The sequence below is a fragment of the Streptomyces sp. H27-H1 genome (assembly GCF_026627445.1).
GTDB lineage: Bacteria > Actinomycetota > Actinomycetes > Streptomycetales > Streptomycetaceae > Streptomyces.
This window is the reverse complement of sequence record NZ_JAPNLJ010000043.1, coordinates 1-12,701: the sequence shown is the minus strand read 5'-3', so window position 1 is coordinate 12,701 and position 12,701 is coordinate 1. Positions and strand designations below refer to the sequence as shown.

The following is a 12,701-nucleotide window of genomic DNA, read 5'->3' as shown; positions in this document are numbered from 1 at the left end:
CTCTCTCAACTGGACGCACGCCCGGGGGAAACGGTTGCCTCAGTCCTTTACCCGCTATTCGGGGGTCTCCCCCCGGATCAGCGCGAGCACGCCGTCCAGCTCGTCGGCCTTCAGCATCACGTCGCGCGCCTTCGATCCCTCGCTCGGTCCGACGATGCCCCGTGACTCCATCAGGTCCATCAGCCGCCCGGCCTTCGCGAACCCGACCCGCAGCTTGCGCTGGAGCATCGAGGTGGACCCGAACTGTGTCGAGACGACCAGCTCGGCCGCCTGGCACAGCAGGTCCAGGTCGTCGCCGATCTCCTCGTCGATCTCCTTCTTCTGCTTCTGCCCGACGGTCACGTCGTTGCGGAAGACGGGAGCCATCTGGTCCTTGCAGTGCTGCACGATCCCGGCGATCTCGTCCTCGGTGACAAAAGCGCCCTGGAGGCGTACCGGCTTGTTCGCGCCCATCGGCAGGAACAGTCCGTCGCCCTTGCCGATGAGCTTCTCCGCCCCCGGCTGGTCCAGGATGACCCGGCTGTCGGCGAGCGAGGAGGTGGCGAAGGCGAGGCGCGAGGGCACGTTCGCCTTGATCAGACCGGTGACCACGTCCACCGAGGGCCGCTGGGTCGCGAGCACCAGGTGGATGCCGGCCGCGCGGGCCAGCTGGGTGATGCGGACGATCGAGTCCTCCACGTCGCGCGGGGCCACCATCATCAGGTCGGCGAGCTCGTCGACGATCACCAGCAGGTACGGGTACGGGCTGAGCTCCCGCTCGCTGCCCGGCGGCAGTTTGATCTTGCCGTCGCGGATCGCCTTGTTGAAGTCGTCGATGTGCCGGTACCCGAAAGCCGCCAGGTCGTCGTAGCGCAGGTCCATCTCGCGCACGACCCACTGGAGCGCCTCGGCGGCCCGCTTGGGGTTGGTGATGATCGGCGTGATCAGGTGCGGGATGCCCTCGTACGCCGTCAGCTCCACCCGCTTGGGGTCCACGAGCACCATCCGGACGTCCTCCGGGGTGGCCCGCACCATCACCGAGGTGATCAGGCAGTTGATGCAGGAGGACTTTCCGGAGCCGGTGGCTCCGGCGACCAGTACGTGCGGCATCTTCGCCAGGTTGGCCATGACGTAGCCGCCCTCGACGTCCTTGCCGAGCGCCACCAGCATCGGATGGTCGTCCTCGGCCGCGTCCGCCAGCCTGAGCACGTCCCCCAGGTTGACCATCTCGCGGTCGGTGTTCGGGATCTCGATGCCGACCGCCGACTTGCCCGGGATCGGACTGATGATGCGCACGTCGGGCGAGGCCACGGCGTAGGCGATGTTCTTCGCCAGCGCCGTGATCCGCTCGACCTTCACGGCCGGGCCCAGCTCCACCTCGTAGCGGGTCACCGTCGGACCCCGGGTGAAGCCGGTGACCTTCGCGTCGACCTTGAACTCCATGAACACGTTCGACAGCGAGGCCACCACCGCGTCGTTCGCGGCGCTACGGGTCTTGCCCGGGCCGCCCTTCTCCAGCAGGTCCAGCGAGGGCAGGGAGTACGTGATGTCCCCGCGCAGCTGGAGCTGCTCGGCGCGCGGCGGCAGCGCCTGGGTCTGCGGCGCGGTCTTGGTCAGGTCGGGAACGGACAGCGTCCCGGAGGCCGCCGCGGTGGTGTCGTTCGGCGCGGCCGCGGCCGCGGCGGGCTTCTCCGCAGCGGGCTTCTCCGCGGGTACGGGCTTCTCCTCGCGGGCGGGCCCCTCCTCGCGGGACGCCGGCACCGCAGCGGTGAGCTCCGCGCCCTCGCGCTCCGCCGAGATGCCCTGGGTGAGGTCGGCGACCAGCGGGGAGGGCGGCATCCCGCCGTACACCACCCCGTCCAGCGCGGCGGCGGCCGCCGCCGCCACGTCGACGGCGTCCATCCCGCGGTCCATGGACGGCCGGCCGGCGGCCCGCCGGGGGCGCCGCCGCCGGGCGAGCGCCTCTTCCTCGGCGGCCTCCGACGGATCCTCGGGCCCGGCGCTCACGGAGCGGGCGCGCCACTGCTCGGCGTCGTGCCGGTCCGCGGCGGCCGAGGCCGAGGCCGCGCCCGCGCTCTCCCCGTACTCCTCGTCGTACTCGTTCGGCGCGATGATCCCCAGGCGGATCCCGGCGCTCCGCAGTCGCTGCGGGATCGCGTTGACGGGGGTGGCGGTGACGACCAGCAGCCCGAAGAGCGTGAGCAGCACCAGCATCGGCACGGCCAGCGGTGCGCCCATCGTGAAGATCAGCGGCTTCGAGGCGCCCCAGCCGATCAGCCCGCCGGCGTTCTGCATGGCGGTGGTGCCCTCGTCGCGCCCGGGGGCTCCGCAGGCGATGTGCACGAGCCCCAGGGCTCCGATGACGAGCGCGGAGAGCCCGATGCCGATGCGGCCGTTGGCGTCGGCCTGTTCGGGATGGCGGATGAAACGTACCGCCATGACACCGAGCAGGACCGGCACGAGCAGGTCGAGCCGCCCGAAGGCGCCGGTGACCAGCATGCTCACCAGGTCCCCGACCGGCCCGTTCAGGTTCGACCAGGTCCCGGCGGCGACGATCAGCGCGAGCGCGAGCAGCAGCAGCGCGAGGCCGTCCTTGCGGTGGGCCGGGTCCAGGTTCTTCGCGCCCTGGCCGATACCGCGGAAGATCGCGCCGACCGCGTGCGCGATGCCGAGCCAGAAGGCGCGCACCAGCCGCAGAACGCCCCCGGTGGGGGACGGCACGGGCTTGGCCGCGACCTTTTTGACGGGGCCGCGCTTGGTGGCGGGCGCCGCCTTCCTGGCGGGCGGCTTGCGGGCTGGGGCAGCTTTCTTCGCCGGCGCCGTCGTACGGCCGGTGCGGCCCTTCGCGCTGCCCGCAGTGCTCTGGGAACCCTTACCGGACGTACTTGAGGCCATGCGCCCGAGGTTACCGGTGCGCACGCCGGTGGACACGCGTGCCCACCCCTTCACCCGTTCGTGTCGCTCCGGGGATCGGGTGACAGACGCCTGCGGCCTCGCCCCGTACCGGCGGCCCGCCATGCGCCCCGCCAGACCTGACGGGCCGCCAGGCAAGCCCGCGCGAGGCCCTCTCGGGCTCACGGGCAGGCCGCGCCGGCGTCAGCCCTGCGCGGGCAGCACGGCGCTCGCGCCGCCGGTCCCCGGCTCCAACGCGTCGAGCGCCCGCCGCAGCCCGGTGAGCTTGCGCTCCAGATGGGCGGCGGTCGCCACCACCGAAGGATCGGCCGCCTCCTCGCCGAGCTGCTTGGTCAGCGCTTCCGCCTGCTCCTCGACGGCGGCGAGCCGCGCGGAGAGCTCGGCCAGCAGGCCGGCCGTCTCCTTGGAGCCGTCGACCGCGCCGTTGGAGCTGCCGCCCTCCAGCTGGAGCCTGAGCAGAGCCGCCTGCTCGCGCAGTTGGCAGTTCTTCGTATACAGCTCGACGAACACCGAGACCTTGGCCCGCAGCACCCACGGGTCGAAGGGCTTCGAAATGTAGTCCACCGCGCCCGCCGCGTACCCGCGGAAGGTGTGGTGCGGACCGTGGTTGATCGCGGTCAGGAAGATGATCGGGATGTCCCTGGTCCGCTCCCGCCGCTTGATGTGCGCGGCGGTCTCGAACCCGTCCATGCCCGGCATCTGCACGTCGAGCAGGATGACCGCGAAATCGTCCGTCAGCAGCGCCTTGAGCGCTTCCTCCCCCGACGACGCCCGGACCAGTGTCTGATCGAGCGCGGAGAGGATGGCCTCCAGCGCCAGCAGATTCTCCGGCCGGTCGTCGACCAGGAGGATCTTGGCCTTCTGCACCATGCCCTGTCCTCCTCGCCCCGGCATGGGGCCTCCCCGGCTCCTGGCTCCGGCCTGTGCGCCGGGCCCCGCCCCAGAGGACGGCATCCTTGCGCCGTCCGTCCTTGTGCCGGTCATCGTAGCCCCAGTCCCGAGATCGCCACACCCTGTCACCAAGATGTCACAGCGCACGTACCTGAAACGTGGTGGGCGGGCAGAAGGTTCCCTCGGGAGCCCCCCTCTGCCCGCCCGGTCACGCCCCGGCCCCGCGCATGTGCCCTTCCATGACCGACAGTAGGTAGTCGGGTTCGACCGGCTTGGTCACGTAGTCCGAGGCACCGGACTCGATCGCCTTCTCCCGGTCCCCCTTCATGGCCTTCGCCGTCAGCGCGATGATCGGCAGCCCCTCGAACTGCGGCATCCGCCGGATCGCCGAGGTCGTCGCGTACCCGTCCATCTCCGGCATCATGATGTCCATCAGCACGAGCGCCACGTCGTCGTGCTGCTCCAGGACCTCGATGCCCTCCCGGCCGTTCTCCGCGTACAGCACCGCCAGCCCGTGCTGTTCCAGCACGCTGGTCAGCGCGAAGACGTTGCGCACGTCGTCGTCCACGATCAGCACCCGCTCGCCGTGGAAGTCGTACTTCCGCGGCGCCGTGGGCAGCGGCTCGTCGACGGCCCACGCCTCCGCGTCGCCCTGTCCGGGCACCTCCGCCCTCAGCTGGGGCTCGGCCATCGTCTTGCGGCGCCGCCGGAACAGCGCCGACGACCCCTGCCCGGTCTGTTCCCCGGCCCGCGGCAGTGCCATCGGCGCCGGAGGCCCTACGGGGCCCTGCTCCACCGGCGCCGCCGGCAGTTCGGGCCGCGCCCCCTCGGCCGCCGGGCGGCGGTACAGCTCGCCGCGCGCTCCGCCGGGCGTCGGCGGCGCGTACCCCTGCGGGGGCAGCTCGCTCGGGTGCAGCGGCAGGTACAGCGTGAAGGTCGACCCGCGGCCGGGCTCGCTCGCCGCGTGGATCTCTCCGCCCAGCAGCCGGGCGATCTCCCGGCTGATGGACAGTCCGAGGCCGGTGCCTCCGTATTTGCGGCTGGTGGTGCCGTCGGCCTGCTTGAACGCTTCGAAGATCACCAGCATCTTGCTCGCGGCGATGCCGATCCCGGTGTCGGTCACCGAGAAGGCGATCAGGTCGGCGTCGGCCTCCCGCAGCGAGCCGGCTTCCAGCAGCTGCTCGCGGATCGCGATGGGCACATCGGCCCCGGCGGGCCGGATCACCAGCTCCACCGCCCCGGTGTCGGTGAACTTCACCGCGTTCGACAGCAGGTTGCGCAGCACCTGGAGGAGGCGCTGCTCGTCGGTGTGCAGGGTCGCCGGGAGCTCCGGGGAGACCCTTACCGAGAAGTCGAGCCCCTTCTCCGCGGTCAGCGGCCTGAAGGTGGCCTCCACGTAGTCGACGAGCTGGACCAGCGCGATCCGGGTCGGGGAGACGTCCATCTTGCCGGCCTCGACCTTCGACAGGTCGAGGATGTCGTTGATCAGCTGGAGCAGGTCGGAGCCGGCCCCGTGGATGGTCTCGGCGAACTCGACCTGCTTGGGCGAGAGGTTCTCGTCCGCGTTGTCGGCGAGCAGCTTGGCCAGGATCAGCAGGGAGTTGAGCGGGGTCCGCAGCTCGTGGGACATGTTCGCCAGGAACTCGCTCTTGTACCGCATCGAGACCGCCAGTTGCTCGGCGCGCTCCTCCAGGACCTGCCGGGCCTCCTCGATCTCGGTGTTCTTCACCTCGATGTCCCGGTTCTGCTGGGCCAGCAGCTCGGCCTTCTCCTCCAGCTCCGCGTTGGCGGCCTGGAGGGCCTTCTGCCGGTTCTCCAGCTCGTCGGAGCGCTCGCGCAGCTGCTCGGTCATCTCCTGCGACTGCTTGAGCAGCATCTCCGTCTTGGAGTTGACGGAGATGGTGTTGACGCTCGTACCGATCATCTCGGCGATCTGGCTGAGGAAGTCCTTCTGGATCTGCGTGAAGGGCTGGAAGGAGGCCAGCTCGATGACGCCGAGCACCTTCCCCTCGAAGAGCACCGGCAGCACGATCACATGCGCGGGCGGGGCCTCGCCCAGCCCGGAGGAGATCTTCAGGTATCCGGGCGGGGTGTTCTCGATCAGGATCATCCGCTTCTGATCGGCGACCGTCCCGATCAGCCCCTCGCCCGGCCGGAAGGAAATGGGCATCTGACCGCCCGCGTACGCGTAACTGCCGCGCATCCGCAGCTCGTACGAACCGTCCGCGCCCCCGTCCGTCCCGATCTCGGTGGTGCCGCCGGCCGGAAGCGCCAGGAAGAACGCGCCGTGCTGCGCCGAGACCACCGGGGTCAGCTCGCTCATGATCAGCGAGGCCACGTCGTCCAGTTCGCGGCGGCCCTGCATCAGGGCGGAGATACGGGCCAGGTTGCCCTTGAGCCAGTCCTGCTCCTTGTTGGCCAAGGTGGTGTCGCGCAGGTTGGCGATCATCGTGTTGATGTTGTCCTGCAGGACCTGGATCTCGCCGGCCGCGTCCACGTCGATCTTCAGGTTGAGATCGCCGCGCGTCACCGCGGTGGCGACGGCCGCGATGGCGCGCACCTGCCGGGTGAGGTTGCCGGCCATCTCGTTCACGGACTCGGTCAGGTCCCGCCAGGTGCCGTCCACGTCCCGGACCCGGGCCTGGCCGCCGAGGATGCCTTCCGTACCCACCTCGCGGGCCACGCGGGTGACCTGGTCGGCGAAGGAGGACAGCTGGTCGACCATCGTGTTGATCGTGGTCTTGAGCTCCAGGATCTCCCCGCGCGCGTCGATGTCGATCTTCTTGGTCATATCGCCCTTGGCGATGGCGGTCGTGACCATGGCGATCTGCCGCACCTGGCCGGTGAGGTTGGAGGCCATGAAGTTCACCGAGTCGGTGAGGTCCTTCCACGTCCCGGAGACCCCGGGTACGTGCGCCTGGCCGCCCAGGCGGCCTTCCGTACCCACCTCGCGGGCCACGCGCGTGACCTCGTCGGCGAAGGACGACAGGGTGTTGACCATGGTGTTGACGGTGTCGGCGAGCTGCGCGACCTCGCCTCGGGCCTCGACGGTGACCTTCTTCGTCAGATCGCCGTTGGCCACCGCGGTCGAGACCTGGGCGATCCCGCGCACCTGGGCGGTCAGGTTGCCGGCCATGGTGTTGACGTTGTCGCTGAGGTCCTTCCAGATGCCGGTGACCCCGCGCACCCGGGCCTGGCCGCCGAGGATCCCCTCGGTACCCACCTCGCGGGCCACCCTCGTCACCTGCTCGGCGAAGGACGACAGCTGGTCCACCATCGTGTTCACGGTGGTGACCAGTTCGAGGATCTCGCCCTTCGCGTCGACCGTGATCTTCTTGGAGAGGTCGCCCATGGCGACCGCCGTGGTCACTTCGGCGATGTTGCGCACCTGCGAGGTCAGGTTGTTGGCCATGAAGTTGACGGACTGGGTGAGGTCCTTCCAGGTGCCGGAGACACCCTTGACCTCCGCCTGGCCGCCCAGGATGCCCTCGGTACCCACCTCCCGGGCCACCCGGGTCACCTGCTCCGCGAAGTTCGAGAGCTGGTCCACCATCGTGTTGAGGGTGTTCTTCAGCTCCAGGATCTCGCCCCGGGCGTCCACCTCGATCTTCTGCGACAGGTCGCCGCGCGCCACCGCGGTGGCGACCTGGGCGATGTTGCGCACCTGGGAGGTCAGGTTCCCGGCCATGCCGTTCACCGAGTCCGTCAGGTCCCGCCACACGCCGGCCACACCGGGCACTTGCGCCTGACCGCCGAGCCGGCCCTCCGTACCCACGTCCCGCGCCACCCGGGTCACCTGCTCGGCGAAGGCCGAGAGCTGGTCGACCATCGTGTTGATGGTGTTCTTCAGCTCCAGGATCTCGCCGCGCGCGTCCACGTCGATCTTCTGGGACAGGTCGCCGCGTGCCACCGCCGTGGTGACCTGGGCGATCTGGCGCACCTGGGAGGTCAGGTTCCCGGCCATGAAGTTGACGGAGTCGGTGAGCTCCTTCCAGGTGCCGGACACCCCCTCGACCCGTGCCTGGCCGCCGAGGCGTCCCTCCGTGCCCACGTCCCGCGCCATCCGCGTGACCTGGTCGGCGAAGGAGGACAGCTGGTCCACCATCGTGTTCACGGTGTTCTTCAGCTGCAGCATCTCGCCGGAGACGTCGACCGTGACCTTCTGCGACAGATCGCCGTTGGCCACCGCCGTCGTCACCTGGGCGATGTTGCGGACCTGCCCGGTGAGGTTGCGGAAGGCGGTGTTCACCGAGTCGGTGAGGTCCTTCCACGTCCCGGCCGCGCCCGGCACCTGCGCCTGCCCGCCCAGTTCACCTTCGACGCCGACTTCACGGGCCACACGCGTCACTTCGGCACCGAAGGACTGGAGCTGGTCCACCATCGTGTTGACGGTGTTCTTCAGCTCCAGCATCTCGCCGGCCACGTTCACGGTGACCTTCTGCGACAGATCGCCGTTGGCCACCGCCGTCGTCACCTGGGCGATGTCGCGCACCTGCGTGGTGAGGTTGCGGAAGACCGTGTTGACCGAGTCGGTGAGGTCCTTCCACGTCCCGGCCGCGCCCGGCACCTGCGCCTGCCCGCCGAGGAGGCCCTTGGCCCCGACCTCGCTCGCCACGCGCGTGACCTCGTCCGCGAAGGTCCGCAGCGTCTCGGTCATCTGATTGATCGTTTCAGCCAGCTGCGCGACCTCGCCGCGCGCGCTGACCCGGACCTTCTGCGACAGATCGCCATTGGCCACGGCCGTGGTCACCTGCGCGATGCCGCGCACCTGGGCCGTCAGGTTGCCCGCCATCGTGTTGACGGAGTCGGTCAGGTCCTTCCAGACGCCCGCGACCCCGGGCACCCTCGCCTGGCCGCCGAGCTCACCCTCCGTGCCCACCTCGCGGGCCACCCGGGTCACCTCGGAGGAGAAGGAGGACAGCTGGTCCACCATCGTGTTGACGGTGTTCTTCAGCTGCAGCATCTCGCCGGCCACGTGCACGGTGACCTTGCGCGACAGATCGCCCTTGGCCACCGCCGTCGTCACGAGAGCAATATCACGCACCTGAGCGGTGAGCCGGTACGCCATCGTGTTGACGGAGTCGGTCAGATCCTTCCAGGATCCGGACATTCCGCGCACCTGCGCCTGGCCACCGAGCTTGCCCTCGGTACCCACCTCCAGCGCCACCCGCGTCACCTCGTCGGTGAACGCGGAGAGCTGGTCGACCAGATTGTTGACCGTCCGCCCGACCTTCAGGAACTCCCCGCGCAGCGGGTGACCGGCACCCTCCGCGGCCTGGGTCCGCAGGTCCATGCGCTGGTCGAGATCACCCTCGGCGACCGCCGACAGCACCCGGCCCACCTCGGACACCGGCCTGGCCAGGTCGTCCACCAGCTGGTTCGAGGCATCGATCGCGGCCGCCCAGGAGCCCTCGCAGGCGCCTGTTTCCAGCCGTTCGCTGAGCTTGCCCTCGCGGCCCACCATCCGCCGTACCCGGGACAGTTCCCCGGTCAGGTGGAGATTTCGGTCGGCGACCTCGTTGTAGACGGCGGCGATCTCCGCCATCACACCGTCGCCGGACACCGTCAGCCGCTTGCGGAAGTTTCCGTCCCGCATGGACACCAGGCCCGTGAGCAGCCTGTTCAGGGCCGCGGTGTCGACTTCCGTCGTCCCGTCCCGCCGGGAGCGCCCTCCCTTCGGGCGCGTTCCCGTCCGCCGCACCGCTGCGCCAGCCTCCACCGTGTCCCTCCCGAAAGGGTCGACCACTGTTCCACCGGGCATCTTGTTCATCACACTGCACCCGCTTACTACCCGACTCCAAGCCTGCCCAGTGTTTCACCTCGGCCGAACCGGGCCATAACACTCCGGCACCATCGCACACCGGCCACACCCTGTGGGTGGATTCCCCGACGACGGCACCATGGCGACCGCGAAGGTAAGTAACCTGGCATCCGATGTCCACCGCGTCGAAGGAGACTCGTGATCACGGCACGGGCGGCTGCCAGTTTCGATCCCCAAGGGCGTTCGGTCGCCGCTGCCCGCGCATTCGTCCGCGATACCCTCCAGGGCTGGGGTTTCGCCGACATCATCGATGACGCGGTGGTGCTCACCAGCGAACTCGTCACCAACGCCGTCGTCCACGCCGGCACCCGCGCCGAAGTCCTGTGCCTGCGCACCGAGGACGGCGTACGGGTCGAGGTCGCCGACCGCTACCCGGAGCGCGAGCTCCCGCTCCACCTTCCCGGCGAGCGCCCGTACGCCGACCCCGACCGTGAGAACGGCCGCGGGCTCATGCTCTGCGCCGCCCTCGCCACCCGCTGGGGCGTCGAGTACACCGCCGCCCACAAGCACGTGTGGTTCCGGCTCGACATGCCGGACCGGCCGGTCGGTACCCGCTCCGCGGGTCCCGTCGTCCCCGATCAGCTGCTTCCCCTGGCCGACAGCCGGGTCCGCGTCGCCGTCCTCCAGATCGACTCCGCCGGCGCCGTCTCCGCCTGGAACGACGACGCCGAGATCATCTTCGGGCACCTCGCCTCGAAGGCGGTCGGCCGCCCGCTCGCCGAGCTCGCCGCCTGGCCCCAGACCCCCGGCACCGGCACCGGCGTCGCCGAGGCCCTGCGCCTGTCCCGCTGGGAGGGCAGCTACGGCATCCGCGGCGCCGACGGCCGCGTCATCCCCGTCTACGCCTCCCACCTGCGGGTCCGTGACGCCCACGGCGAGCCCTCCATCGTCTGCCTCCTCGTGCACGACGACGAGCGCGCCCTGCTGCAGAGCCCCGTACGGGTCCCCACCGACGGTGGCCACCCCACCGAGTCCCGTCCCACGGACCCCTTCGAGATCTTCATCGGCTCCCCCGCCCCCGACGACCTCGACGGACTGCTCCAGCGCACCGTGGAACGCGCCCGCGACCTCCTCGACGCCGACTCCGCCTTCCTCCTCCTCGCCACCGACGACGAGACGGAACTCGAGGTCCGCGCCACCACCGGGCTGCCTTCCACCCGCCAGCGCTTCGCCCGCATCCCCGTCGAAGCAGGCACCAACCGGTACGGCAGCGCCCGTATGCCCGCCGTCCACGAGGACCTCGTCGTCGTCCCGGGAGCCGTACCCCTCCTGGAAGCCACCGGCATGCGCTCCGCCATCACCGTGCCCCTCAAGGTCGAAGGCCGCCTCACCGGCTCCCTCGGCGTCGCCGCCGAGATCCCCGGCCGCTACTCCAACGACGACGCCCTGCGCCTGCAGTTCGCCGCGGACCGCATCGCCCTAGCCGTGGAATCGGCCCGCCTCGGCGAGCTCGAACGACTGCGCCGCGGCTCCCTCTCCTTCCTCGTCGAGGCCTCCGACCTGCTCGCCGGCACCCTCGACCGGGACCAGACCCTGGCCCTCATGGCCCAGATGACCGTCCCGACGCTGGCCACCTGGTGCGCCGTCTACACCATCGCCGACCAGTCCTCCGACCCGTTCCTCTCCTACGTCCTGCACGAGGACGAGGACCGCATCGACGGCCTCAAGGCCCTGCTCTCCCAGGTGAGTCCGCCGGAACCGGTCCGCGAGGCAGGCGCCCGCCCGTGGCCGGAAACCACGATCGCGGTCGGCGGCGAGACGGTGGTACTCCCCCTCCTCGCCCGCAACCGCGTCATCGGCATGCTGACCCTCGGCAAACCCTCCGAGGAACACTTCCGGCAGGAGATCCTCGAACTCGCCGAGGACCTCTCACGCCGCGCCGCCCTCGCTCTGGACAACGCCCGCCTGTACTCCGAGCGCACCGCCATCAGCCGCTCCCTCCAGCGCAGCCTGCTGCCGCCCAGCTCCCCCACCATCCCGGGCATCGAGGTCGAGGTCATCTACCGCGCCGCCGGCGAGGGCAACGAGGTGGGCGGAGACTTCTACGACGTCTTCCCGATCCGCCCCGGCGTCTACGGGTTCGCCATCGGCGACGTCTGCGGTACGGGCCCGGAGGCGGCCGCCGTCACCGGCCTGGCCCGCCACGCCCTGCGCCTCCTGGCCCGCGAGGGGCTCGGCGGCCCGGCCGTACTGGAACGCCTCAACGCGGCCATCCTCGACGAGGGCGACCGCAGCCGCTTCCTCACCCTGCTCTACGGCGAGCTCTACCCCCAGCCCGACGGCGGCGCCCACATGAAGGTCGTCTGCGCCGGTCACCCGCTGCCGCTGCGCCTGCGCCCGAACGGCGAGGTCACCTCGGCCGCCGACCCGCAGCCGCTCCTCGGCGTCCTCGAGGACCTCGACCTCTACGAGCAGACCCTCACCCTGGACCCTGGTGACGTCCTCCTCTGCGTCACGGACGGCGTGACCGAACGCCGCGAGGGCACCCGCATGCTCGGCGACGACGGCCTCGCCGAGGTCCTCACCACCTGTACGGGCCTCACCGCCGGCGCCGTCGCCTCCCGCGTCCTGCGCGCGGTGGAACGCTTCGCCGCCGAACCGGCCTCCGACGACATGGCCATCCTCGCCTTCCGCATCCCCCAGCAGCGCGACGGCGACCAGCCGGCTTCCTGAGACAGGGCGAAAACACAAAAGGCCCCGCCAGAGGCGGGGCCTTCGTCATCGACCGTCAGACATCGTCCCGAGGCGTCAGTCCGATCCCGAGCACCTCCCGGACGGACAGTTCCACGAACTCGGGCAGCCAAGGAACGGCCGCGATGACGTCAAGATCGACCCGGAGACAATCACGAAAACAAAAAAGGCCCCCGCCATTGGCGGGGGCCTTCTTATTTTAAAGCCCTTTAACGGAATCGAACCGTTGACCTTCTCCTTACCATGGAGACGCTCTACCGACTGAGCTAAAAGGGCGGGTTGTTCGGCGGCGTCCTACTCTCCCACAGGGTCCCCCCTGCAGTACCATCGGCGCTGAAAGGCTTAGCTTCCGGGTTCGGAATGTAAACCGGGCGTTTCCCTAACGCTATGACCACCGAAACACTAT

General features: G+C 70.1%; 4 protein-coding genes, 1 tRNA gene and 1 rRNA gene. 1 reads left to right on the top strand and 5 read right to left on the bottom strand.

Features of this window, described 5'->3' with window-relative positions:
* Window positions 1–54: 54 nt before the first annotated feature.
* The 3 genes from OTB20_RS32955 to OTB20_RS32945 all read right to left on the bottom strand — a co-directional run bounded on the left by OTB20_RS32955 (window position 55) and on the right by OTB20_RS32945 (window position 9,502).
* Window positions 55–2,874 carry a DNA translocase FtsK gene (locus tag OTB20_RS32955; protein WP_267823232.1) on the bottom strand — a complete coding sequence of 940 codons (2,820 nt, stop codon included), beginning with the start codon at window positions 2,872–2,874 and terminating at the stop codon, window positions 55–57.
* Between the two features lie 201 nt (window positions 2,875–3,075).
* Window positions 3,076–3,762 (bottom strand): response regulator, encoded by a 687-nt coding sequence (locus tag OTB20_RS32950; RefSeq protein ID WP_267823230.1) that lies wholly within the window; start codon window positions 3,760–3,762, stop codon window positions 3,076–3,078.
* Between the two features lie 229 nt (window positions 3,763–3,991).
* Complete coding sequence (locus tag OTB20_RS32945; RefSeq protein ID WP_267823228.1) at window positions 3,992–9,502, bottom strand: HAMP domain-containing protein; 5,511 nt, start codon at window positions 9,500–9,502, stop codon at window positions 3,992–3,994.
* Window positions 9,503–9,742: 240 nt separating this feature from the next.
* On the opposite strand from OTB20_RS32945, the gene OTB20_RS32940 reads away from it, so the two are divergent.
* Window positions 9,743–12,277 carry a SpoIIE family protein phosphatase gene (locus OTB20_RS32940; RefSeq protein ID WP_267823226.1) on the top strand — a complete coding sequence of 845 codons (2,535 nt, stop codon included), beginning with the start codon at window positions 9,743–9,745 and terminating at the stop codon, window positions 12,275–12,277.
* A 221-nt stretch (window positions 12,278–12,498) separates the two neighbouring features.
* Here the strand turns inward: OTB20_RS32940 and OTB20_RS32935 are convergent.
* Both OTB20_RS32935 and rrf read right to left on the bottom strand, forming a co-directional pair.
* A tRNA-Thr gene (locus OTB20_RS32935) sits at window positions 12,499–12,571 on the bottom strand.
* 5 nt (window positions 12,572–12,576) lie between these two features.
* A 5S ribosomal RNA gene (gene rrf, locus OTB20_RS32930) occupies window positions 12,577–12,694 on the bottom strand.
* Window positions 12,695–12,701 lie beyond the last annotated feature (7 nt).

Coding starts and splice junctions, on each gene's coding strand:
- OTB20_RS32955 (WP_267823232.1), bottom strand. CDS start 2,874: ATGGCCTCAAGTACGTCCGGTAAGGGTTCCCAGAGCACTGCGGGCAGC.
- OTB20_RS32950 (WP_267823230.1), bottom strand. CDS start 3,762: ATGGTGCAGAAGGCCAAGATCCTCCTGGTCGACGACCGGCCGGAGAAT.